At 66.9% G+C, this 24,532-nt stretch carries 21 protein-coding genes; 12 read left to right on the top strand and 9 right to left on the bottom strand.

All coding sequences use genetic code 11. The features are described from left to right. Positions 1 to 23: 23 nt before the first annotated feature. Positions 24 to 416: a 50S ribosomal protein L7/L12 gene (gene rplL, locus SKC42_RS02685; RefSeq protein WP_330962765.1), complete on the top strand. Its 393-nt coding sequence runs from the start codon at positions 24 to 26 to the stop codon at positions 414 to 416. Between the two features lie 50 nt (positions 417 to 466). Here rplL and SKC42_RS02680 read toward each other — a convergent pair whose 3' ends face one another. Further along, positions 467 to 1,102, bottom strand: a complete 636-nt coding sequence (locus SKC42_RS02680; RefSeq protein WP_442931963.1) for a TetR/AcrR family transcriptional regulator — start codon at positions 1,100 to 1,102, stop codon at positions 467 to 469. Between the two features lie 182 nt (positions 1,103 to 1,284). Between SKC42_RS02680 and SKC42_RS02675 the strand changes: the two genes are divergently transcribed. The 5 genes from SKC42_RS02675 to SKC42_RS02655 all read left to right on the top strand — a co-directional run bounded on the left by SKC42_RS02675 (position 1,285) and on the right by SKC42_RS02655 (position 12,650). Continuing rightward, positions 1,285 to 2,724, top strand: a complete 1,440-nt coding sequence (locus tag SKC42_RS02675; RefSeq protein WP_442931962.1) for a carotenoid oxygenase family protein — start codon at positions 1,285 to 1,287, stop codon at positions 2,722 to 2,724. 186 nt (positions 2,725 to 2,910) lie between these two features. Beyond that, positions 2,911 to 3,921: an ABC transporter ATP-binding protein gene (locus SKC42_RS02670; protein WP_330962762.1), complete on the top strand. Its 1,011-nt coding sequence runs from the start codon at positions 2,911 to 2,913 to the stop codon at positions 3,919 to 3,921. A 480-nt stretch (positions 3,922 to 4,401) separates the two neighbouring features. Next, on the top strand, positions 4,402 to 7,926 hold the full coding sequence (gene rpoB / locus SKC42_RS02665) for a DNA-directed RNA polymerase subunit beta (RefSeq protein WP_442931948.1): 3,525 nt from the start codon (positions 4,402 to 4,404) through the stop codon (positions 7,924 to 7,926). 60 nt (positions 7,927 to 7,986) lie between these two features. After that, complete coding sequence (locus SKC42_RS02660) at positions 7,987 to 11,937, top strand: DNA-directed RNA polymerase subunit beta' (protein WP_330962760.1); 3,951 nt, start codon at positions 7,987 to 7,989, stop codon at positions 11,935 to 11,937. Between the two features lie 173 nt (positions 11,938 to 12,110). After that, positions 12,111 to 12,650, top strand: a complete 540-nt coding sequence (locus SKC42_RS02655; RefSeq protein WP_330962759.1) for a hypothetical protein — start codon at positions 12,111 to 12,113, stop codon at positions 12,648 to 12,650. Here the strand turns inward: SKC42_RS02655 and SKC42_RS02650 are convergent. The 6 genes from SKC42_RS02650 to SKC42_RS02625 form a co-directional block, all read right to left on the bottom strand. Further along, positions 12,647 to 13,234, bottom strand: a complete 588-nt coding sequence (locus SKC42_RS02650; RefSeq protein ID WP_330962758.1) for a hypothetical protein — start codon at positions 13,232 to 13,234, stop codon at positions 12,647 to 12,649. The two genes, SKC42_RS02655 and SKC42_RS02650, sit on opposite strands and share 4 nt — an antisense overlap. 20 nt (positions 13,235 to 13,254) lie before the next feature. Continuing rightward, positions 13,255 to 14,586, bottom strand: coding sequence for a hypothetical protein (locus SKC42_RS27655; protein ID WP_442931944.1), 1,332 nt, complete (start codon positions 14,584 to 14,586; stop codon positions 13,255 to 13,257). Positions 14,587 to 15,065: 479 nt separating this feature from the next. Then, positions 15,066 to 15,449, bottom strand: a complete 384-nt coding sequence (locus tag SKC42_RS02640; protein WP_330962757.1) for a hypothetical protein — start codon at positions 15,447 to 15,449, stop codon at positions 15,066 to 15,068. A gap of 227 nt (positions 15,450 to 15,676) precedes the next feature. After that, positions 15,677 to 16,165, bottom strand: coding sequence for a hypothetical protein (locus SKC42_RS02635; RefSeq protein WP_330962756.1), 489 nt, complete (start codon positions 16,163 to 16,165; stop codon positions 15,677 to 15,679). Between the two features lie 37 nt (positions 16,166 to 16,202). Next, positions 16,203 to 17,438 (bottom strand): hypothetical protein, encoded by a 1,236-nt coding sequence (locus SKC42_RS02630; protein WP_330962755.1) that lies wholly within the window; start codon positions 17,436 to 17,438, stop codon positions 16,203 to 16,205. 2 nt (positions 17,439 to 17,440) lie between these two features. Continuing rightward, complete coding sequence (locus tag SKC42_RS02625; RefSeq protein WP_330962754.1) at positions 17,441 to 17,737, bottom strand: hypothetical protein; 297 nt, start codon at positions 17,735 to 17,737, stop codon at positions 17,441 to 17,443. Between the two features lie 62 nt (positions 17,738 to 17,799). Here SKC42_RS02625 and SKC42_RS02620 point away from each other — a divergent pair, with 62 nt between their 5' ends. Genes SKC42_RS02620 through SKC42_RS02595 form a run of 6 tightly spaced genes read left to right on the top strand, consistent with a single transcriptional unit; the run spans position 17,800 to position 23,514 of the window. Beyond that, the gene (locus SKC42_RS02620) at positions 17,800 to 18,555 is read left to right on the top strand and encodes a deoxyribonuclease IV (RefSeq protein WP_330962753.1); all 756 of its coding nucleotides are present in this window, start codon (positions 17,800 to 17,802) and stop codon (positions 18,553 to 18,555) included. A gap of 6 nt (positions 18,556 to 18,561) precedes the next feature. Further along, positions 18,562 to 19,395: an alpha/beta hydrolase family esterase gene (locus tag SKC42_RS02615; protein ID WP_330962752.1), complete on the top strand. Its 834-nt coding sequence runs from the start codon at positions 18,562 to 18,564 to the stop codon at positions 19,393 to 19,395. A gap of 47 nt (positions 19,396 to 19,442) precedes the next feature. Further along, the gene (locus SKC42_RS02610) at positions 19,443 to 21,071 is read left to right on the top strand and encodes an acyl-CoA dehydrogenase family protein (protein ID WP_330962751.1); all 1,629 of its coding nucleotides are present in this window, start codon (positions 19,443 to 19,445) and stop codon (positions 21,069 to 21,071) included. 6 nt (positions 21,072 to 21,077) lie between these two features. Next, positions 21,078 to 22,016, top strand: coding sequence for a crotonase/enoyl-CoA hydratase family protein (locus SKC42_RS02605; RefSeq protein WP_330962750.1), 939 nt, complete (start codon positions 21,078 to 21,080; stop codon positions 22,014 to 22,016). 2 nt (positions 22,017 to 22,018) lie between these two features. Then, entirely contained in the window at positions 22,019 to 22,750 is a 732-nt protein-coding gene (locus tag SKC42_RS02600; protein WP_330962749.1) for a PaaX family transcriptional regulator C-terminal domain-containing protein, read from the top strand. Next, positions 22,747 to 23,514, top strand: a complete 768-nt coding sequence (locus tag SKC42_RS02595) for a crotonase/enoyl-CoA hydratase family protein (protein WP_330962748.1) — start codon at positions 22,747 to 22,749, stop codon at positions 23,512 to 23,514. Before SKC42_RS02600 ends, SKC42_RS02595 begins: the two co-directional genes overlap by 4 nt. Positions 23,515 to 23,518: 4 nt before the next feature. Here SKC42_RS02595 and SKC42_RS02590 read toward each other — a convergent pair whose 3' ends face one another. Further along, positions 23,519 to 23,998: a DUF3060 domain-containing protein gene (locus SKC42_RS02590; RefSeq protein WP_330962747.1), complete on the bottom strand. Its 480-nt coding sequence runs from the start codon at positions 23,996 to 23,998 to the stop codon at positions 23,519 to 23,521. A 33-nt stretch (positions 23,999 to 24,031) separates the two neighbouring features. Beyond that, positions 24,032 to 24,400, bottom strand: a complete 369-nt coding sequence (locus SKC42_RS02585; protein ID WP_330962746.1) for a DUF3060 domain-containing protein — start codon at positions 24,398 to 24,400, stop codon at positions 24,032 to 24,034. Positions 24,401 to 24,532: the final 132 nt, after the last annotated feature.

The raw sequence follows: 24,532 nt of genomic DNA, 5'->3' as shown, positions 1-24,532 counted from the left end.
CCCAAATCAGGAAGGACCACACCATGGCAAAGCTGTCCAGCGACGAACTGCTCGACGCGTTCAAGGAAATGACGCTGCTGGAGCTCTCCGACTTCGTCAAGAAGTTCGAGGAGACCTTCGAGGTCACCGCGGCCGCCCCGGTCGCCGTCGCCGCGGCCGGCCCGGCCGCCGGTGGGGCGCCCGCCGAGGCCGCCGAGGAGCAGTCCGAGTTCGACGTCATCCTCGAGGCCGCCGGTGACAAGAAGATCGGCGTCATCAAGGTCGTCCGAGAGATCGTCTCCGGCCTGGGCCTGAAGGAGGCCAAGGACCTCGTCGACAGCGCGCCCAAGCCGCTGCTCGAGAAGGTCGCCAAGGAGGCCGCCGAGGACGCCAAGGGCAAGCTCGAGGCCGCCGGCGCCACGGTCACCGTCAAGTAGGTCAGTCCGCGAAAACCCCCGGAACCGCGCGTTCCGGGGGTTTCGTGCGCTCAGCGGTTCAGCGCCTCTTGCTGCGACCGGCTCACCCGGTCGGGTGAATCGCCAAGGGCCACCAGGAGATTCGACGTCATCGATGCGAGCACCGGCACCGCGGCACCGTCGTCGCCGTAATAGCCGGCCAGTTCGAGCATCACGAAGCCGTGGATCAGTGCCCAGAACTGCGCCGCGATGGTGACCACCGCCGCGTCGTCATGCGCCGAACCCGCGGTAATCCGCCCGGCCAGCATGCAGCGGTGCACCCCGCGCACCACGTGCGCGAAGCTGGGATGCCCGCGCTCAATCTGGTCGACCGTCAGCGTCAGCACATTCGGTGCCGGCGCGTTGATCCCGTGCGCGCTGGTGCTGCCGAACATCAGCCGGTACATGTGCGGACGCTCGATCGCGTAGCGGCGGTAGGCCGCGCCGCCGGCGAACAGGTCGGCGACCGGGTCGGCGGTCTGCGGCAGCGATAACGCGGCGTCGAATTGCCGCAGGCCTTCCTCGGCGACCGCGGCGATCAGCGCCCGCATCCCGCCGAAATGGGTGTAGACCGCCATTGTCGACGTCCCCGCGGCGCCGGCGACCTTGCGGGTCTGCAGCGCGTCGGGACCGCTCTCGTGCAGCAGGGCGACGGCGGCGAGCAGCATGTCCTCGCGGACACTGCCCTGCGTCCGCGCGGCGGTATCGGGGGCGGTTTCTGAAACCATCGTTGCCATTTTCTCATCCGGGGCGTACGTTGCCTATAACGCCGTAATAACGATGTTATAGGAGTTCGGAAGTGACTTCCACGGAAACGATCGAGACTCCCAACCCCTACCTCGAAGGCTTCATGGCCCCGGTCGCCGCGGAGCTGACGGCGACCGACCTACCCGTCACCGGCCACATTCCCGACCACCTCAGCGGGCGGTACCTGCGCAACGGTCCAAATCCGGCCGCCGAGGTCGACCCCGCCACCTACCACTGGTTCAGCGGCGACGGCATGGTGCACGGGGTGGCGCTCGGCGGCGGCAAGGCCCGCTGGTACCGCAATCGCTGGGTGCGCAGCCTCTCGGTTTGCGCCGCGCTCGGCGAGCCGGCGCCCGGCCGGCTCGACCCTCGGGCGGGCATCTTGGCGATGGGTGCCAACACCAACGTGCTGAGCCACGCCGGACGGACGCTGGCCCTGGTCGAGGGCGGCGTCGCCAACTACGAGCTCACCGAGGAACTCGACACCGTCGGGACCTGCCATTTCGACGGGACGCTCTACGGCGGCTACACCGCCCACCCGCACCGCGACCCGCGCAGCGGCGAGTTGCACGCCGTGTCCTACTCTTTCGCGCGCGGCAACACCGTGCAGTACTCGGTGATCGACACCCGCGGGCGGGCCCGGCGCACGGTCGACATCGAGGTGTCGGGATCGCCGATGATGCACGACTTTTCGCTCACCGAGAAGTACGTCGTGATCTACGACCTTCCGGTGACCTTCGACCCGGCGCAGGTGCTGCCGGCGAAGGCGCCGCGCTGGCTGGGGCTGCCGGCCCGCCTGGTGATGCAGTCGCTGATCGGGCGGGTCCGGGTGCCCGGGCCGATCACCGCGATGATGAATCGCAATCCCAGGCACTCCGACCGGATGCCCTACGCGTGGAACCCGCGCTATCCGGCGCGCATCGGGGTCATGCCCCGGGAGGGCGGCAACTCCGACGTGCGGTGGTTCGACATCGAGCCCTGCTACGTCTATCACCCCCTCAACGCCTACACCGAGCTGCGCGACGGTTCGGAGGTCCTCGTCCTCGACGTCGTGAGCTACCCGCGGATGTTCGACCGCGACCGGCGCGGTCCCGGCGACTGCCCGCCCACCCTGGACCGCTGGACCGTCAACCTCGGCACCGGCGCGGTGACGACCGAACGCCGCGACGACCGCCCGCAGGAGTTTCCCCGGATCGACGAGAGCCTGGTGGGGGCCAAGCACCGCTTCGGCTACACCGTCGGCTTCGGTTACCTCGGCGACCAGCCCTCCGAATCGTCGACGTCGCTGTACAAACACGACTACTCGACCGGCTCGCGTGAGGTCGCCGCCCTCGACCCGGACCTTTTGATCGGCGAGATGTCCTTCGTGGCGAACCCGTCGGCCCGCGCCGAAGACGACGGGGTCCTGATGGGCTTCGGCTATCACCGCAGCCGCGACGAGGGCCAGCTCTTGTTGGTCGACGCGCATACCCTCGAGCCGATGGCCACCGTCCACCTGCCCCAGCGGGTGCCGATGGGCTTTCACGGCAACTGGGCCGGCTAGCGACCCCGCCGGCTAACGCGGGTTCAATAGCGCCGGTCGGGTCCTTTCGCGCCACGATCTCGGGACAGCCAATTTTTGCCAGCGGTCCCGCCCAACCCTGCTGCCCCGCCCCGCGCGTGCGCTACAGTGACTCATGCCACACGAAAGGGCAGGTGGCGGGCTGTTGCGTCGACGGAAGGATTCCCCATGGGCGTCGCTATCGAGGTGAAGGGACTGACGAAGTCCTTCGGGTCCTCGAGGATTTGGGAAGACGTGACGATGGATGTCCCCGCCGGGGAAGTCAGCGTCCTGCTCGGCCCGTCGGGTACTGGCAAATCAGTTTTCCTCAAGTCCCTCATCGGTCTGTTGCGACCGGAGCGTGGCTCGATCGTCATCGACGGCACCGACATTATCGAATGCTCGGCCAAGGAGCTGTACGAGATCCGCACCCTGTTCGGCGTCCTGTTCCAGGACGGCGCGCTGTTCGGCTCGATGAACCTGTTCGACAACACCGCCTTCCCCTTGCGTGAGCACACCAAGAAGAAGGAAAAAGAGATCCGCGACATCGTGATGGAGAAGCTGACGCTGGTCGGCCTGGGCGGGGACGAGAAGAAGTTCCCCGGCGAGATCTCCGGCGGTATGCGCAAGCGCGCCGGCCTGGCCCGCGCCCTGGTCCTCGACCCGCAGATCATCCTCTGCGACGAGCCCGACTCGGGTCTGGACCCCGTCCGTACCGCCTATCTGAGCCAGCTGATCCTGGACATCAACGCCCAGATCGATGCGACCATCCTTATCGTCACGCACAACATCAACATCGCCCGCACGGTGCCCGACAACATGGGCATGTTGTTCCGCCGCAAGCTCGTCATGTTCGGGCCGCGTGAGGTCTTGCTGACCAGCGACGAGCCGGTGGTGCGGCAGTTCCTCAACGGCCGCCGCCTCGGTCCCATCGGCATGTCCGAGGAGAAGGACGAGACCACCATGGCCGAGGAGCAGGCCGCGGTGGACGCCGGCCAGCACGCGGGTGGTGTCGAGGAGATCGAGGGAGTGCCGCCCCAGATCGTGGCCTCGCCGGGGATGCCTGAGCGCAAGGCCGTCGCCCGCCGCCAGGCCCGGGTGCGCGAGATGCTGCACACGCTGCCCAAGAAGGCCCAGGCGGCGATCCTCGACGACCTCGAGGGCACCCACCAATACCGGGCGCACGAGATCGGCGACTAGCCCCGCACAAGTCCGTTTCGCACCCCGACGAGCGCCGCTGGCCGGGGGTGCGATGCGTCGTGTCCGCCCGGTGGCCCGGCCCGCTAATTTCCCGATAACTTGGTGCCGCGGCGGCCCTGTCCTCTTGACGACGCGGCGTAAACGGGTCAATGTGTTGGTCAGCATGTGTCCAGGGAAAGCCGAGATGCCAGCCAGCGCCGATGTCCCCCGGGCCGATATTGCTGGGTAGTTGAGGAATGCGCGGTCCTACGCTATTGTTGGACGTTGCGCTGGCTACTTCCTGCCCACCTCACCCGCCACTTGACACCGTGGTCTTAGTCTGAGCCCCGTTTCCGGCTCAGCTATGCAGTCGTGCGCGTGAGACCTGGGTTAGATCGTTCGCCGGCCTGACTATAGATAATTGTCGCGGCGAACAGGCCCGGTGGGCACCGGCCCTCCTTGGGTTCTCGTGAGTCGCACGAGGTGCTGGAAGGATGCATCTTGGCAGATTTCGGCCAGAGCAAGACGGATCGCCCACAAAGTTCCTCTAACGGACGAAGTTCCTCTAACGGAAGTTCTTCAAACGGCTCCGTGCCGGGAGCCCCAAACCGCGTTTCCTTCGCCAAGCTCCGTGAACCGCTCGAGGTTCCGGGGCTGCTCGACGTGCAGACCGATTCGTTCGAGTGGCTGATCGGCTCGCCGCGCTGGCGCGAGGTGGCCGCGGCCCGCGGGGACGCAACTCCGGTGGGCGGCCTCGAAGAGGTGCTCTACGAGCTGTCGCCGATCGAGGACTTCTCGGGCTCGATGTCGCTGTCGTTCTCCGACCCGCGCTTCGACGAGGTCAAGGCGCCGGTCGACGAGTGCAAAGACAAGGACATGACGTACGCGGCCCCGCTGTTCGTCACGGCCGAGTTCATTAACAACAACACCGGCGAGATCAAGAGCCAGACGGTGTTCATGGGTGACTTCCCGATGATGACCGAGAAGGGCACCTTCATCATCAACGGGACCGAGCGCGTGGTCGTCAGCCAGCTGGTCCGCTCGCCCGGTGTCTACTTTGACGAGACCATCGACAAGTCCACCGAGAAGCTGCTGCACAGCGTCAAGGTGATCCCCAGCCGGGGCGCATGGCTCGAGTTCGACGTCGACAAGCGCGACACCGTCGGTGTGCGCATCGACCGCAAGCGTCGCCAGCCGGTCACCGTGCTGCTGAAGGCGCTGGGCTGGACCGCCGAGCAGATCAGCGAGCGGTTCGGCTTCTCCGAGATCATGATGTCGACGCTGGAGAAGGACAACACCGCCGGCACCGACGAGGCGCTGCTGGACATCTACCGCAAGCTGCGCCCGGGCGAGCCGCCGACCAAGGAGTCCGCGCAGACCCTGCTGGAGAACTTGTTCTTCAAGGAGAAGCGCTACGACCTGGCCCGGGTGGGTCGCTACAAGGTCAACAAGAAGCTCGGCCTGAACACCGAGACCGCGATCACGACGACCACGCTGACCGAGGAAGACGTCGTCGCCACGATCGAGTACCTGGTGCGCCTGCACGACGGACAGTCCACGATGACCGTTCCGGGCGGCGTCGAGGTGCCGGTGGAGACCGACGACATCGACCACTTCGGCAACCGCCGCTTGCGCACCGTGGGGGAGCTGATCCAGAACCAGATCCGGGTCGGCATGTCGCGGATGGAGCGCGTGGTCCGGGAGCGGATGACGACCCAGGACGTCGAGGCCATCACGCCGCAGACGCTGATCAACATCCGCCCGGTGGTCGCCGCGATCAAGGAGTTCTTCGGCACCAGCCAGCTGTCGCAGTTCATGGACCAGAACAACCCGCTGTCGGGTCTCACCCACAAGCGCCGCCTCTCGGCGCTGGGCCCCGGCGGTCTGTCCCGTGAGCGCGCCGGCCTCGAGGTCCGTGACGTGCACCCCTCGCACTACGGCCGGATGTGCCCGATCGAGACCCCGGAAGGTCCCAACATCGGCCTGATCGGCTCGCTGTCGGTGTACGCGCGGGTCAACCCGTTCGGCTTCATCGAGACGCCCTACCGCAAGGTTGTGGACGGGGTCGTCACCGACGAGATCCACTACCTGACGGCCGACGAGGAGGACCGCCACGTCGTGGCGCAGGCCAACTCGCCGATCGACGGCGACGGCCGCTTCGTCGAGGGCCGCGTCCTGGTCCGCCGGAAGGCGGGCGAGGTGGAGTACGTGCCCTCATCCGAGGTGGACTACATGGACGTCTCGCCGCGCCAGATGGTGTCGGTGGCCACCGCGATGATCCCGTTCCTCGAGCACGACGACGCCAACCGTGCCCTGATGGGCGCCAACATGCAGCGCCAGGCGGTTCCGCTGGTGCGCAGCGAGGCGCCGCTGGTGGGCACCGGCATGGAGTTGCGCGCGGCGATCGACGCCGGCGACGTGGTTGTGGCCGACAAGGCCGGGGTGATCGAGGAGGTGTCCGCCGACTACATCACCGTGATGGCCGACGACGGCACCCGGCACACCTACCGGATGCGCAAGTTCGCGCGCTCCAACCACGGCACGTGCGCCAACCAGTCGCCGATCGTCGACGCGGGTGAGCGGGTCGAGGCCGGCCAGGTGATCGCCGACGGCCCTTGCACCGAGAACGGTGAGATGGCCCTGGGCAAGAACCTGCTCGTGGCGATCATGCCGTGGGAGGGTCACAACTACGAGGACGCGATCATCCTCTCCAACCGCCTGGTCGAAGAGGACGTGCTCACGTCGATCCACATCGAGGAGCACGAGATCGACGCCCGCGACACCAAGCTGGGCGCCGAGGAGATCACCCGGGACATCCCGAATGTCTCGGACGAGGTGCTGGCGGACCTGGACGAGCGCGGCATCGTGCGCATCGGCGCCGAGGTCCGTGACGGCGACATCCTGGTCGGCAAGGTCACCCCGAAGGGTGAGACCGAGCTGACCCCGGAGGAGCGGCTGCTGCGGGCGATCTTCGGCGAGAAGGCGCGCGAGGTCCGCGACACCTCGCTGAAGGTGCCGCACGGCGAGTCCGGCAAGGTCATCGGCATCCGGGTGTTCTCCCGCGAGGACGACGACGAGCTGCCGGCCGGTGTCAACGAGCTGGTCCGGGTGTACGTCGCCCAGAAGCGGAAGATCTCCGACGGCGACAAGCTGGCCGGTCGGCACGGGAACAAGGGCGTCATCGGCAAGATCCTGCCGGCCGAGGACATGCCGTTCATGCCGGACGGGACCCCGGTGGACATCATCCTGAACACGCACGGTGTGCCGCGACGGATGAACATCGGCCAGATCCTGGAGACCCACCTCGGGTGGGTGGCCAAGTCCGGCTGGAACATCGAGGGTGCGCCCGAGTGGGCGGCCAACCTCCCCCAGGACCTGCTGCACGCGCAACCGAACCAGATCGTGTCGACGCCGGTGTTCGATGGCGCCAAGGAGGAGGAGCTGCAGGGCATGCTGTCGTGCACGCTGCCCAACCGCGACGGCGAGGTCATGGTCAACGGCGACGGTAAGGCGGTGCTGTTCGACGGCCGCAGCGGTGAGCCGTTCCCGTACCCGGTGACCGTTGGCTACATGTACATCATGAAGCTGCACCACCTGGTCGACGACAAGATCCACGCTCGCTCCACCGGTCCGTACTCGATGATCACCCAGCAGCCGCTCGGTGGTAAGGCGCAGTTCGGTGGTCAGCGGTTCGGTGAGATGGAGTGCTGGGCCATGCAGGCCTACGGCGCCGCGTACACGCTGCAGGAGCTGTTGACCATCAAGTCCGACGACACCGTCGGTCGGGTCAAGGTCTACGAGGCGATCGTCAAGGGCGAAAACATTCCCGAGCCGGGCATCCCCGAGTCGTTCAAGGTGCTGCTCAAGGAGCTCCAGTCGCTGTGCCTCAACGTCGAGGTGTTGTCCTCCGACGGCGCGGCGATCGAGCTGCGCGAGGGCGAGGACGAGGACCTCGAGCGGGCCGCGGCCAACCTGGGAATCAACCTGTCCCGCAACGAATCCGCCTCCGTCGAGGATCTTGCTTGATCCGTTGGCAACCTGTCTTCCCTCACAAGTCACTAAACCCGCAAGGGGAAAGGGAGTTACGTGCTAGACGTCAACTTCTTCGATGAACTCCGTATCGGCCTGGCCACCGCGGAGGACATCAGGCAGTGGTCCTACGGCGAGGTCAAGAAGCCGGAGACCATCAACTACCGCACGCTGAAGCCGGAGAAGGACGGCCTGTTCTGCGAGAAGATCTTCGGACCGACTCGCGACTGGGAGTGCTACTGCGGCAAGTACAAGCGCGTCCGCTTCAAGGGCATCATCTGTGAACGCTGCGGCGTCGAGGTGACCCGCGCCAAGGTGCGCCGCGAGCGGATGGGCCACATCGAGCTGGCCGCACCGGTGACGCACATCTGGTACTTCAAGGGTGTGCCCTCGCGCCTGGGGTACCTGCTGGACCTGGCGCCCAAGGACCTCGAGAAGATCATCTACTTCGCCGCCTACGTGATTACCTCGGTCGACGATGAGATGCGGCACAACGAGCTCTCGACGCTCGAGGCCGAGATGATGGTGGAGCGCAAGGGTGTCGAGGACCAGCGTGACGCCGAGCTGGAGGCCCGCGCCCAGAAGCTGGAGGCCGACCTGGCCGAGCTGGAGGCCGAGGGCGCCAAGGCCGACGCGCGCCGCAAGGTGCGCGACGGTGGCGAGCGGGAGATGCGCCAGCTCCGCGACCGTGCCCAGCGTGAGCTGGACCGGCTGGAGGACATCTGGAACACCTTCACCAAGCTGGCTCCCAAGCAGCTGATCGTCGACGAGACCCTGTACCGCGAGCTGCAGGACCGTTACGGCGAGTACTTCACCGGTGCCATGGGTGCGGAGTCGATCCAGAAGCTGATCGAGAACTTCGACATCGACGCCGAGGCGGACATCCTGCGTGACGTCATCCGGAATGGCAAGGGGCAGAAGAAGCTTCGTGCCCTGAAGCGCCTGAAGGTCGTCGCGGCGTTCCAGCAGTCGGGCAACTCGCCGATGGGCATGGTGCTCGACGCCGTCCCGGTCATCCCGCCGGAGCTGCGTCCCATGGTGCAGCTCGACGGTGGCCGGTTCGCCACGTCGGACCTGAACGACCTGTACCGCCGCGTGATCAACCGCAACAACCGCCTCAAGAGGCTGATCGACCTGGGCGCCCCCGAGATCATCGTCAACAACGAGAAGCGGATGCTGCAGGAGTCCGTCGACGCGCTGTTCGACAACGGCCGCCGCGGCCGCCCGGTCACCGGGCCGGGCAACCGCCCGCTGAAGTCGCTGAGCGATCTGCTCAAGGGTAAGCAGGGCCGGTTCCGGCAGAACCTGCTCGGTAAGCGCGTCGACTACTCGGGCCGTTCGGTCATCGTGGTCGGTCCGCAGCTCAAGCTGCACCAGTGCGGCCTGCCCAAGCTGATGGCGCTGGAGCTGTTCAAGCCGTTCGTGATGAAGCGGCTCGTCGACCTCAACCACGCGCAGAACATCAAGAGCGCCAAGCGCATGGTGGAGCGGCAGCGCCCGCAGGTGTGGGACGTCCTCGAAGAGGTCATCGCCGAGCACCCGGTGCTGCTGAACCGCGCACCCACCCTGCACCGACTGGGCATTCAGGCCTTCGAGCCGATGCTGGTGGAGGGCAAGGCGATTCAGCTGCACCCGCTGGTGTGTGAGGCGTTCAACGCCGACTTCGACGGCGACCAGATGGCCGTGCACCTGCCGCTCTCGGCGGAGGCGCAGGCCGAGGCCCGCATCCTGATGCTGTCCTCGAACAACATCCTGTCACCCGCGTCCGGCCGCCCCCTGGCCATGCCGCGGCTCGACATGGTGACCGGGTTGTACTACCTGACCACCGAGGTCGAGGGCGACAAGGGCGCCTACCAGCCGGCCGCCGAGGATCAGCCGGAGGTGGGCGTGTACTCCTCGCCGGCCGAGGCGATCATGGCGTCGGACCGGGGCGTGCTGTCGGTGCGGGCCAAGATTAAGGTGCGGCTGACGCAGCTGCGTCCGCCGGCCGAGGTCGAGGCCGAGCTGTTCGGCGCCAATGGCTGGCAGCCGGGTGTCGCCTGGATGGCCGACACCACGCTGGGCCGGGTGCTGTTCAACGAGCTGCTGCCCCTGGGCTACCCGTTCGTGAACAAGCAGATGCACAAGAAGGTGCAGGCGTCGATCATCAACGACCTGGCCGAGCGCTACCCGATGATCGTGGTCGCGCAGACCGTCGACAAGCTCAAGGACGCCGGTTTCTACTGGGCGACCCGCAGCGGCGTGACCGTGTCGATGGCCGACGTGCTCGTTCCGCCGCGGAAGAAAGAGATCCTCGACCACTACGAGGAGCGGGCCGAAAAGGTCGAAAAGCAGTTCCAGCGCGGCGCTTTGAACCACGACGAGCGCAACGAGGCGTTGGTGGAGATCTGGAAGGAAGCCACCGACGAGGTCGGTCAGGCGCTGCGGGAGCACTACCCCAGCAACAACCCGATCATCACGATCGTCGATTCGGGTGCCACGGGTAACTTCACCCAGACCCGGACGCTGGCTGGCATGAAGGGCCTGGTGACCAACCCCAAGGGTGAGTTCATCCCGCGCCCGGTCAAGTCGTCCTTCCGTGAGGGCCTGACCGTGCTCGAGTACTTCATCAACACCCACGGTGCTCGAAAGGGCTTGGCGGACACCGCGTTGCGTACCGCCGACTCCGGTTACCTGACCCGTCGTCTGGTGGACGTGTCGCAGGACGTCATCGTCCGCGAGCACGACTGCCAGACAGAGCGCGGCATCATCGTCGAGCTGGCCGAGCGTCAGTCCGACGGCACCCTCATTCGCGACCCGTACATCGAAACGTCGGCGTACGCGCGGACTTTGGGTGCCGACGCGGTGGACGAGGCTGGCAATGTCGTCGTCGCCCGCGGCGAGGACCTGGGCGACCCGTCGATCGACGCCCTGCTGGCGGCGGGCATCACGCAGATCAAGGTGCGCTCGGTGCTGACGTGCACCACCGGCACCGGCGTCTGCGCGACCTGCTACGGCCGGTCGATGGCGACCGGAAAGCTGGTCGACATCGGCGAGGCGGTCGGCATCGTCGCGGCGCAGTCCATCGGTGAGCCGGGCACGCAGCTGACGATGCGTACCTTCCACCAGGGTGGTGTCGGTGAGGACATCACGGGCGGTCTGCCCCGTGTGCAGGAGCTGTTCGAGGCCCGTGTCCCGCGCGGCAAGGCCCCGATCGCCGACGTCACCGGGCGGGTTCGCCTGGAGGACGACGACCGCTTCTACAAGATCACCATCGTCCCCGACGACGGTGGCGAGGAAGTCGTCTATGACAAGCTCTCCAAGCGGCAGCGGCTGCGCGTGTTCAAGCACGAGGACGGTTCCGAGCGGGTGCTGTCGGACGGCGACCACGTCGAGGTGGGCCAGCAGCTGATGGAGGGTTCGGCCGACCCGCACGAGGTGCTGCGTGTGCAGGGCCCCCGCGAGGTGCAGATCCACCTGGTCCGCGAGGTCCAGGAGGTTTACCGCGCACAGGGCGTGTCCATTCACGACAAGCACATCGAGGTGATCGTTCGCCAGATGCTGCGCCGCGTCACCATCATCGACTCGGGCGCGACGGAGTTCCTGCCCGGCTCGCTGATCGACCGTGCCGACTTCGAGGCGGAGAACCGTCGTGTGGTGGCGGAGGGCGGCGAGCCCGCCGCCGGACGTCCGGTCCTGATGGGCATCACGAAGGCGTCGCTGGCCACCGACTCGTGGCTGAGTGCGGCGTCGTTCCAGGAGACCACGCGAGTGCTGACCGACGCGGCGATCAACTGCCGCAGCGACAAGCTGCAGGGTCTGAAGGAGAACGTCATCATCGGAAAGCTGATCCCGGCCGGTACCGGCATCAACCGCTACCGCAACATCCAGGTGCAGCCGACCGAGGAGGCGCGGGCCGCCGCGTACACGATCCCGTCCTACGAGGATCAGTACTACAGCCCGGACTTCGGCCAGGCCACCGGTGCCGCGGTTCCGCTGGACGATTACGGATACAGCGACTACCGATAGTCGGCAGTACGAAAAAGCCCCGGGCCTCTACGGCTCGGGGCTTTTTCGTGCGCTCGGAGCCCGGTGTTTTTGCCGAGCGTGCGGCTAGCTTCACGTTCGCCAGACCGCACCCGGCGGGCTGGCTTGCGTTCCGGCGACATCCCGCGTGTGCTGTACGGAAGGAGGTGAAGTTGATGGCAGGACCGGACGCCGCAGAGACCAGCGTTCCTCTGGTGGAGGATTTGTTGGTGTACCAGGGTGAGGAATTCATCAACTTCCGCACGAGTCGGCAATGGGTGGTCATCAAGTTATTCAAGCTTCCCACCGATGCGAACGACCGTGACGTCCTGGCGTTGTTAACACAACACTTGCGTTATCGCGACAGCTATGCGACTCGGAAATTCCAGGACGCCAGAACGATCCACGGCCCGTACTGGTTGAACGCCATAGGGCCCGAGGCATTCTCCGCTGTCTCGGCGGTCGACGCCGAAGCGTTGCTACGCACATGGGCCGAATATCAAGCACCTTTACCCGCGGCCCGTCGCAAAGAAATGGAAAGCGAGCTCTACCCGCGTATTCGTGGAGCGACCACCCGCTACCAGCTCGCCGATCTGCGAGACACCGCTGAACATGATTGGGGTTCGTCCGTGGGTTCGGATAGCGGGTTTCACGAGTTCGTGTTGATCGATCGCCGTGCCGGCAGTGTGGCTTTGGTTGTCGCGAGCGACGACTAGCCAGCGGGCTGCTCTTTGACGAGCGCAGCAATGAATCCTCGGTATACAGCGTCGGTGAGTACCCCGATGTCGTCAGATAGCCGGCCGCGGCATGCCGCATCGACGAACAAGGAGTGCACGAGCAGTCGGCCCGCGTGCGGCTGTTCAGAACCTGCGACATAGTTGCTTTGCTGGATCCAAATGTTTTGATGGCCGAGGTGGGCGGTGCCGCTGCTGCGCACCGCGGCCGTCCACTGAATCGGCGGGACCGGCAGCACCTTGACGGCGATGTCGGTAGCGTTGAGCCCCCGCAGCATCCGATCGGCGTTATGGATCACGTCGGAGAATAGGGGCCGGCCGGTGTAGCTGAAAATGCTTATGGTTTCTGCACCGTCCCACTCGCCGCCGTCATGCAGCCCGGTCACCGCGACCCGCGCCCACGGCATATTCTCGCTGTCCGTCGGCGGCCGCACCGCCCATCCTCGAGGTACGCCCAACGTCTTAAGCCATCCCGGTACCTGAACTCTGGTCAGGGCGGTCACGTCGGCGATGTAATCGTCGTCGAGCAACACATCGACGAGTGACGGCGGCAGGGGCTCTCGCATCAGCCGAGCGGACGATGCACTCACAGCGTGGCCGCCTCTCCGCTTTGTCCACCGCCGGAAATGATCGTCCACACGAGGACGCCGCCAATCATTACCCAGCCGAACACCGCTTTGCCTCCTTTACTCAGATCGTGGCCGACCTGCGGTAGCCACGACGTGCCGCCGTGAGGCAGTGGGGCCGGTTCGGGGACACGTGACCCCGGCGCATCTGGTCGGTCCCAGCCGAACGCGGGCGGTTGTTGCTTTGGGCTCACAGTGAATCCCGGTGGGGATGGGTCTTGCAACCACGGCGGAAGGTCGGCCGGATGGGGCAGCTGCGTTGGTGGCAGCGTCGGCGGTGGCAGATGTCCCGACGGTGGCGGCTCGGCAACCGGATGCTGACCAACATCCGGAAGGACCGGCGGATCGTCGACAAAGGGCAACAATGGCAAGTGAATTTTAGGTCCTTTGGTCCTGCCGGGACGGACTGCTTCGATGGTCGGCCCCCCTGAGGCGCTGTCCGGACGCAGCTTGATCTCTGTGCCGTCCGGGAGTTTCATACGCGGGAATCCACCCGAATTCGGCAAGTCGCCGATCGCGCCCTTACTCAACCACTCGAAGAATTTTCGAATCTCTTCCGGGGTGTCCAATTCACGGTTTGGTTCATTCTCACCTCGTCGAAGTTGGCGCATAATCCTCTGTACATCATCCCAATTCTTCGGCGGCGGGAGATCCTTCCACGGCGGGTCAGCGCCTGGATCGGGTGGCGGCGCCGGGTCTTGCTTGAAGGTGTGGTTGTCGACGGCGTGAATCTTGGGCTTTGGCGGGGGTTTCGGTGGCGCAGGGCTCTGTGGGAAGGTGTCGCGGATGCCCGCCATGGCCGCGGTGACCTTGCCGGCGACTTGTTGATCCAGGGACACCAGCTGCATTGCGCGCTGGCGGATGTCGGCGGACAGGGTTTGCGCCTGTGCTTGACGGGCGGCGCGCCAGGCCCCCGATCCGCCCGAGGAGCGGTCGAACACCGACCCGTCTTCATCGACGTCGAAGCCGGCGGCGTTGGCGTCCCGGACCGTGTGGCGCACGCGCGAGCGCGCCGCGGCCAGGTCCGAGGCCCCGCCGCGCGCGACTTTGGCGGCCGCCTGCAGCTGGTCGGCGACGGCGCTGGTCGCCACCATGTCCGAGCGCGTTGCCATGCGCAGTGCCTCGGCCCCGCAGCCCTGCCAGTCGACCGTCAGCGCGTCGCGCCAAACCTGATGGGCAACCCGGTAACTGCGCGCGCCGACGGTCTCCCAGTGGTCGGCCGCCTGCGTCAGATGCGCGGTGGGCCAGGCCAGCAGCTGGGAGAGGTCCGGCACGGCCGCGACGACGGCCACGGCTACCCGCCGATCACCCGCGGCGCCACCGCCGCCATCGCGCGGGCCGCCGCGGCCGACCGTGCGGACAGCGCCCGCACACCGGCGGTATCCACACGCAACGGCTGCATGGGCCGAAGTTTGGCCGAGAAAGCGATGCAGCGAAAGTCACCCCGCTCACTACACTGGCCACGTGCTCGTCGCCCGACGTACCGGTGTACTCGGCCGTCGCGTGGTCGCCCCCGCGGTGTGTGAAGTCGGCGTTCGGGCGAGTTAGGCGCATGCAGAGGGCGGTTCGGGCTGCCCCGTGAGGCCTCCACCAATTTTCGCAACCAGACCTGTCAGCCGGGATAGGCATCGAACGTCGATCCGCCGCATGAGTACCGCACCCGCGAGACCCCCTCACGCACGAAAGCGATATCGCCCGTTATATCGCTTTCGGAAGGGGGCTTAGCGGTCGCCGGCTGGGTTGCCTCCGCGGTCGAATTTCCCCCGCTCCGTCACGGCGGGTCTCCGTATTGACGAGCCTCGTTGATAACTGGCCGATCCCGATCGCGGCTGTACTGCACCGGTGAATTTCCGAGTGGAGGCGTATGCCGATACACCTCGGGAATCTCCGACGTGCGCTCGGGCAGTCTGTCTCGCGGAAAGCCGAACCACCAGATGGTCTCGGGCTCGCCCGGCCTGCGAAAAGATGCGGACGGTTGGTTCTCCTCGAAATCGAGCAGATAGTAGTAGAGCTCGGCCTCGTCCAGGTCCGGCCACGGGCCGGGATCGATGATCGATTCCCGGGTGTCGCGGGCCAGCCCCCAGGTTCTGTTCGACGGCGGCGCCGTGTACACGATGTACATCATCGCCCCCTCGGTCCAAGCATGCGAGACCATATACGGCGAGCGCCCTTTGCTGTTCTCGCTTTCTATGCGCTGCAACAACTTTCGCAGCACCTCCGCGGCGAACCTGCGTTGGGCGTCAGTGGCGTCAGTTGATGGGCACATTTTTGTTCACCCATGGCGGGCACAGCGTCCAGCCCGGTTCCACTTCGACCCACCGGGCATACCGGCGCGCCCTTCGTTTGATGTTCGCCACAATTCTCGTCGTCAGCGCCACCGCGTCATTGCTCGTCGCCCACCACGATTACCCGGCGATCGGGAAGCTCGGCGACGTAGCGCTGCACCGCGGCGCGCTGTTCCGGGGTGTAGTCGGATACATCGATGCGGACGTAATTCACCTTCGCCAATTCGCGCTCCACTATTCTTCGAAGGATCTGCAAGTCGAAATATTGAGGGGGGCTTGGACCGATCGTATAATATGTGGCCTGAGTCGGATTCCGGTTGTAATCTTGCTGTTCTCGCGCAAACTCATATAAGTCTTCGAAAATTTCTGCGAGACTATCCCGTAAGCGGTGATCCTCGAGGCTCGTGACGTGGGCCGGAAGTTCGTTCACGATGATGTCTACAAGTTCGGAGTCTTCCGGGTTGCTCAGGTCTAACATCTTTACGTTCGCATCAGCGATTTCTTCGAGCCATGCGCTTTTCCGCGGGTCGCTGACGCGCTCCGCCAGGAACCGCATGACGTAATCCACCGCACCACCGGTGCTCATCCAATGACGTTGGAGAAATGATATCGAACCGCCCACGTCAATATTCTCCCACTATAAATACGTTTAGGTTGTTAAGACCGGTGACGAATCGCCTGATCACCGTGCGTTGCTCGGCGCTAAATTGGGAAACGTCAACAGGAACATATTTTGCTTTTTTGAGATGATCTTCCACGTCGCGAAAAAAGCCGTCCATATTAAGATATCTCCCATCAAAATTGCCAACCGCATCATAAGTCTCTCCGGTTGCCGCATCGATCCAGTCTGCCCCCGGATGTGAGCTGCGCTGGAGTGTCATCCCCCTTTGAGCCTCGACTCGCAACCCTGTCTCGGCTTCATCTAGCCGAAAGCGCCCTCCTGTCGCCGGATCTGTTCCAAGCTCTTGAGCATGGGGAGTGGAGAGGTCGAGTCCCCGGCCCGGCCCTGAGTGCCCGTGCGGTTGCTCCGGCGCAGGGTGGGCCCAATCCGGCACGAAACGCGACTTCTGGGCGGCTACTGTCTCGACTCTGCCGAGCTTCGACTCTAACGCAGCTTTTCGGGCATTCAGTTCATCGGCTTCTCTGTTGTAAGCAGCGACTGCGTCGGCGTTGTTGAGCGGCGGAGGCGAAGAATTGTGGTCGCGAATTTCTTCCTTCAATCGCTCGTAAGCGGCATCCGCCGGATTCGGCCGAGGCGCCGGGTCTTGCTTGAAGGTGTGGTTGTCGACGGCGTGAATCTTGGGCTTTGGCGGGGGTTTCGGTGGCGCAGGGCTCTGTGGGAAGGTGTCGCGGATGCCCGCCATGGCCGCGGTGACCTTGCCGGCGACTTGTTGATCCAGGGACACCAGCTGCATTGCGCGCTGGCGGATGTCGGCGGAGAGGGCCTCGGCCTGTGCTTGACGGGCGGCGCGCCAGGCCCCCGATCCGCCCGAGGATCGATCGAACACCGACCCGTCTTCATCGACGTCGAACCCGGCGGCGTTCGCGTCCCGGACCGTGTGGCGCACCCGCGAGCGCGCCGCGGCCAGGTCCGAGGCCCCGCCGCGGGCGACTTTGGCGGCCGCCTGCAGCTGGTCGGCGACTTGGCCGGTCGCCACCATGTCCGAGCGCGTTGCCATGCGCAGCGCCTCGGCCCCGCAGCCCTGCCAGTCGACCGTCAGCGCGTCGCGCCAAACCTGATGGGCAACCCGGTAACTGCGCGCGCCGACGGTCTCCCAGTGGTCGGCCGCCTGCGTCAGATGCGCGGTGGGCCAGGCCAGCAGCTGGGAGAGGTCCGGCACGGCCGCGACGACGGCCACGGCTACCCGCCGATCACCCGGGGCGCCACCGCCGCCATCGCGCGGGCCGCCTCGGCTTCGTTGGCGACATACCCGGCGTCGGCTGCACCAACGCCAGCCGACCGTGTCCCCACCCGTGCCGCGAGCGACGCGGTGAAGGCGGCGACGTCGACGTGGGCGGCGTCGACCGCGGCGGCGCTCGCTTGGCCCGAAACACCGAGCCCCGCCGGGGCGGCGACCGCGTCGAGGTCGCGCCCGGATGCGGCCCACCGTGCGGCCATCGCCCGCAAACCGGCGGTATCCACACGCAACGGCTGCATGGGCCGAAGTGTGGCCGAGAAAGCGATGCCGCGAAAGTCACCCCACTCACTACACTGGCCACGTGCTCATCGGTTCGCACGTCCGCAACGACGATCCCCTGGCCGCCGCCCAGGCCGACGGCGCCGACGTGGTGCAGTTCTTCCTCGGCAACCCGCAGAGCTGGAAGAAGCCCAAGCCGCGCGAGGACGCCGAGACGCTCAGGGCATCCACCATTCCGCTGTATGTCCACGCGCCCTACCTCATCAACGTCGCGTCGGCGAACAACCGCATCCGCATTCCGTCGCGCAAGATCCTGCAGGACACGTGCGACGCCGCCGCACAGATCAGCGCCACGGCGGTCATCGTGCACGGGGGCCACGCCGACGACAACGACATGGAGGCCGGCTTCGAGCGCTGGGTGAAGGCGCTCGACTACCTCGAGACCGAGGTGCCGGTGTACCTGGAGAACACCGCGGGCGGCGACCACGCCATGGCCCGGCACTTCGACACCATCGGCAGGCTCTGGGATCGCATCGGCGACAAGGGGATCGGGTTCTGCCTGGACACCTGTCACGCCTGGGCCGCGGGCGAGGGGCTGGTCGACGCGGTCGAGCGGATCAAAGCGCTGACCGGCCGCATCGACCTGGTGCACTGCAACGACTCGCGCGACGCGGCCGGCTCGGGGGCCGACCGGCACGCCAACTTCGGCACCGGGCAGATCGATCCGCAGTTGCTGGCCGCGGTGGTCAAGGCCGCCGACGCGCCGGTGATCTGCGAGACGTCCGACGAGGGTCGCAAGGACGACATCGCGTTCCTGCGGGAAAACATCAGCGGCTGAGCCGACATGGTCGGCCGGCTCATCCCGCTACTGGGCGTCGTCCTGCTGATCGCCGGCTGTATCCCGAAAACCCCGCCATCAACCTTCGGCGCCGGCGTGAGCGTCCACACCATCCACGCCGGCGGCCAGGAACGCAGCTACCGCCTCTACAAGCCCGTCGGCCTGTCCGCGAGGGCCCCGCTCGTCGTCATGCTGCACGGCGGGTTCGGCACCGCCGAGCAGGCCGAAAGGGCTTACGGCTGGGACGGATTGGCCGACGGGGCAAAGTTTCTCGTCGCCTATCCCGACGGCCTGCACCGGGCCTGGAATACGAACGGCGGCGGTTGCTGTGGGCGGCCGGCCCGCGACGGCGTCGACGACGTCGCCTTCATCACCGCGGCGGTGGCCGACATCGCCAACAACGTCGGCGTCGACGGGTCGAGGGTCTACGCCACGGGCATCAGCAACGGCGGCATCATGTCCTACACGTTGGCCTGCAACACCGGTGTCTTCGCCGCGATCGGCCCGGACTCGGCGACCCAACTCGATCCCTGCCGGTCCCCGCACCCCACGTCGGTCATCGGTGTCCACGGCACGGCCGACCGGCTCATCCCCTACGCGGGCGGCCAGGGCATCAGCGTCATCAACGGGCCCGCGGTGCAGGACGTAAACGCGTTCTGGCGCAACGTTGATCGCTGCGGCATCCGGGCCACCGCGACCAATGGCCTGGTGACCACCTCGACGGCGGCGTGCGCCGATCACCGTGCCGTCGCGCTCGTCACGGTCGACGGGGGCGGCCACGAGTGGCCCCCGTTCGCCACGGAAACGCTGTGGCGATTCTTCGACGCGCACCCTCGCTGATCATTACAGGTCTTGTGCAGCTGTCGAGAAAATGTAATATCGGTGCCATGCCAGACACCCATGTCGTCACCAACCAGGTTCCGCCGCTGGAAAACTTCAACCCCGCGACGTCCGCGGTACTCGTCGAGGCCCTGATCCGCGAGGGCGCGGAATGGGGCCTGGACGAAGTGAGCGAGGTGGGCGCCCTCGCCGGTGGCCACGAAGCCCAGCGGTGGGGGGAGCTGGCCGACCGCAACCGGCCCGTCCTGCATACCCACGACAAATACGGCCACCGGATCGACGAGATCGAGTTCGACCCGGCTTACCACGAGCTGATGAGCACGGCGATCGCCCACGGCATCCACGCGGCCCCGTGGGCCGACGGTCGGCCGGGCGCGCACGTGGTGCGGGCCGCGAAGATGTCGGTCTGGAACGTCGAGCCCGGCCACACCTGCCCGATCTCGATGACCTACGCCGTCGTCCCCGCGCTGCGCTACAACCCGGAGTTGGCCGCGGTGTACGAGCCCCTGCTCACCAGCCGCGAGTACGACCCCGAACTCAGGCTGGCCACCACCAAGCGCGGCATCACCGCCGGCATGTCCATGACGGAGAAGCAGGGCGGCTCCGACGTGCGCGCCGGCACCACCCAGGCGACCCCCAACGGAGACGGCACCTACAGCCTGACCGGTCACAAGTGGTTCACCTCGGCGCCGATGTGCGACATCTTCCTGGTGCTCGCGCAGGCGCCCGGCGGGTTGTCGTGCTTCATGCTGCCGCGCATCCTCCCCGACGGCACCCGCAACCGGATGTTCCTGCAGCGGCTCAAGGACAAGCTCGGCAACCACGCCAACGCGTCCAGCGAGGTCGAATACGACGGCGCCACCGCCTGGCTGGTGGGGGAGGAGGGCCGCGGGGTGCCGACCATCATCGAGATGGTCAACCTGACCCGGCTGGACTGCACCCTGGGCAGCGCCACCAGCATGCGCACCGGCCTTACCCGGGCCATCCACCACGCCCAGCACCGAAAGGCGTTCGGCGCCTACCTCATCGACCAGCCGCTGATGCGCAACGTGCTGGCGGACCTCGCCGTCGAGGCCGAGGCCGCCACCATCGTCGCGATGCGGATGGCCGGCGCCACCGACAGGGCGCTGCGCGGCGACGACCGGGAGGCGCTGCTGCGCCGCATCGGCCTGGCGGCCAGCAAGTACTGGGTGTGCAAGCGCGCCACCCCGCACGCCGCCGAGGCGCTGGAATGCCTGGGCGGCAACGGTTATGTCGAGGACTCGGGCATGCCGCGGCTGTTCCGCGAGGCACCGCTGATGGGCATCTGGGAGGGCTCGGGCAACGTCAGCGCGCTGGACACGTTGCGCGCCATGGCAACTCGGCCTGAGTGCGTCGAGGTGCTGTTCGGCGAACTCCAGGACAGCGCCGCCCAGGACCCCCGGCTCGGTGGTCACGTCGAGCGCCTGCGAGGAGACCTTGCCGACTTGGAGACCATCAGCTACCGCGCCCGCAAGGTCGCCGAGGACATCTGCCTGGCCCTGCAGGGGTCGCTGCTCGTTCGGCACGGCCACCCGGCCGTCGCCGAGGCCTTCCTCGCCACCCGGCTTGACCGCCGGTGGGGTGGCGCGTTCGGCACCATGCCGGCCGGGCTGGACCTGGCCCCCATCCTGGAGCGCGCTCTGGTAAAGGGCTGAGCGCCAATGACACACGCAATCAGGCCGGTCGACTTCGACAACCTCAAGACGATGACCTACGAGGTCACCGACCGGGTTGCGCGGATCACCTTCAATCGGCCGGAAAAAGGCAACGCGATCATCGCCGACACCCCGCTGGAGCTCTCCGCGCTGGTGGAGCGGGCCGACCTCGACCCGAACGTGCACGTCATCCTCGTGTCCGGTCGAGGTGAAGGTTTCTGCGCGGGATTCGACCTTAGCGCCTACGCGGACGGGACCGGGTCGGCCGGCGGCGCGGGTAAATATCAGGGCACCGTGCTCGACGGCAAGACCCAGGCGGTCAACCACCTGCCGAACCAACCGTGGGACCCGATGATCGACTACCAGATGATGAGCCGCTTCGTGCGCGGCTTCGCCAGCCTGATGCATGCCGACAAGCCCACGGTCGTCAAGATTCACGGCTACTGCGTGGCCGGCGGCACCGACATCGCCCTGCACGCCGACCAGGTGATCGCCGCGGCCGACGCCAAGATCGGCTACCCGCCGACGCGGGTGTGGGGAGTGCCCGCGGCCGGCCTGTGGGCGCACCGGCTCGGCGACCAGCGCGCCAAGCGCCTGTTGTTCACCGGCGACTGCATCACCGGCGCGCAGGCCGCCGAGTGGGGCCTGGCGGTCGAGGCGCCCGACCCGCAGGACCTCGACGAGCGCACCGAGCGGCTCGTGCAGCGCATCGCCGCGGTGCCCGTCAACCAGCTGATCATGGTCAAGCTCGCGCTGAATTCGGCTCTGCTGCAACAGGGCGTCGCCACGAGCAGGATGGTCAGCACGGTGTTCGACGGTGTCGCCCGCCACACGCCCGAGGGGCACGCCTTCGTCGCCGACGCGGTCGAGCACGGGTTCCGGGATGCGGTCAGGCATCGCGACGAGCCGTTCGGCGACCACGGTCGCCGGGCGTCGCAGGTGTGACCGTGGCCAACATGACGGCGCGCTCGGTCGTGCTCAGCGTGCTGCTCGGTGCGCACCCGGCATGGGCGAGCGCGAGCCAATTGGTCGGGCTGACGGCCGATTTCGGCATCAAGGAGTCGACGGTGCGGGTCGCCTTGACCCGCATGGTCGGCGCCGGTGACCTAATCCGCTCCGCCGACGGCTATCGGCTCTCCGACCGGCTGCTGGCCCGCCAGCGCCGTCAGGACGACGCCATGCGCCCGCGCACCCGGCCGTGGCGCGGCGAGTGGCTCGTGGCGGTGGTCACCAGCGTGGGTACCGACGCCCGGACCCGGGCGACGCTCCGGAACACGATGCACGAGAAGCGCTTCGGCGAGCTGCGTGAGGGCGTGTGGATGCGGCCGGACAACCTCGACCTGGAGTGGGACGGTGACGTATCGGCGCGGGTGCGCATTCTCAGGGCGCGCGACGACGCGCCCGTGCAGCTGGCCCACGAGCTGTGGGACCTCGCCGCCTGGGCGAAGGCCGGCCACCGCCTGCTCGACGACATGGCCCGCAACGCCCGCGCGGCCGACGTCCCCGGCCAGTTTGTGATCGCCGCAGCGATGGTGCGCCACTTGCTCACCGACCCCGTGCTGCCGGCCGAACTGGTCCCCGACGACTGGCCCGGCCAACGGTTGCGCGAGGCTTACCACGACTTCGCCATCCAGCTGGCGCAGCGACGCGAAATGACCCAACTCGTGGAGGCGACATGAGTGATCCGGTGCGGGTGGAACGCAACGGCGCGGTGACCACGGTGATCCTCGACCGCCCCGGGGCGCGCAACGCCGTCAACGGCCCCACGGCCGCGGCGCTGTACGCGGCGTTCGAGGAATTCGACCGCGACGACGACGTATCGGTCGCCGTCCTGTGGGGGGACGGCGGAACGTTCTGCGCCGGCGCCGATCTCAAGGCGTTCGGCACCCCGGACGCGAACGCCGTGCACCGGACGGGACCCGGCCCGATGGGGCCGACGCGGATGGTGTTGTCCAAGCCGGTGATCGCCGCGGTCAGCGGTTACGCCGTCGCCGGCGGGCTGGAACTGGCCATCTGGTGCGACATGCGGGTGGCCGAGGAGGACGCGGTGTTCGGGGTGTTCTGCCGGCGGTGGGGGGTGCCGCTCATCGATGGCGGCACCGTCCGATTGCCCCGGCTGATCGGACACAGCCGGGCCATGGACATGATCCTCACCGGGCGTGGCGTCAAGGCCGACGAGGCGCTGGCGATGGGGCTGGCGAATCGGGTGGTGCCGAAGGGTCAGGCCCGCCAGGCCGCCGAGGAGCTGGCGGCCCAGCTCGCCGCGTTACCGCAACAATGCCTGCGTTCGGATCGCCTCTCGGCGTTGAACCAATGGGGGGCAACGGAATCCGATGCCCTGGACTTCGAGTTCGCCAGCATCGCCCGCGTGGCCGCCGAGGCGAACGAGGGGGCCGGCCGGTTCGCGGCGGGCGCCGGCCGTCACGGCGCGTCCGCCACCTGACCGATCAGCTGCCCTTGCTGATGGTGTTGCTCGAGCCGATCTTGTCGACCTTGGGGTCGCCGTCCTTGTAGGTGATGGTGTTGTTCATGCCCAGCACCGTGATGCGGGTGTTGACCTTGTCCAGCGTGATCTTGTTTTCGGCGCCCCCGACCGTCAGCGTCTCGCAGGTCCCGGTGACGGTCAGCGTGTTGTTGGAGCCCGCCACGTTCAGCGATTTGCCGCTGGCGCAGTCAAGGGTGGCGGTGGTCCCCATGGACCCGTAATTCAGGGTGTTCCCGATCTCGACCGAAGCAGTGGTGCTCGCCCCGCTGCTCCCCGTCGTGGGTGCGGCCCCGGCGCTCGTGGTCGATGTTGGGCTGCTCGTCGTCGTGGACGACGAGCCACCCGGCGGGTTGGCCGTCGAGCTGCAGCCGGCCAGCGCCAGTCCCGCGCAGGCCGACGCCGCGGCCAGCCTCAGGGAGTAGTCACCGAATCGCACGCGCATTGATCCTCTTTCCCCTCGATTGATCCCGGCGTGTCAGCCGGGCACTTGCTGCAGCCGATTGGTCATGCCGAGTTCGCGTCCGCGGTCCCAGATGATCGGCGAGCCATTGTGATAGAACACCGTCTCGTCCCAGCCGTAGACGGTGATGTCGTGTGTTACCGAATCGGCGACCACGGTGTTCCCGGATCCCATTACCGTCACCGCCCAGCAATTCCCCAGCGCCGTGACCTTGTTCTGCGTGCCGTTGACCAGCAGCGTGGCATCGTTGCAGTCGATCGTCTGCTCGATGCCCTGGCCGACGACGTGGGTGTCGCCGTTCTTCGCGTGCGCCGGCGTCCCCGGCGTGGCGGCGAGGGCGATTACGCAGGTGGCGAGCGACCCGGCGGCGGTTGTCCTTTTCACTGGGGCCCCCTTTTGGACGGGTGGTCTCGCGCGAATGAGCCTGGCATGACACTACGTGCATCCACCCGCCCGATGGCAGGGTTCTTCCGCTTTTCCCGCACCGGCGCCGCGGGTCGGGCCGCCGGCCGGCGT

The sequence above is a fragment of the Mycobacterium sp. 050134 genome, assembly GCF_036409085.1.
GTDB lineage: Bacteria > Actinomycetota > Actinomycetes > Mycobacteriales > Mycobacteriaceae > Mycobacterium.
This window is presented reverse-complemented; position numbering and strand designations above follow the sequence as displayed.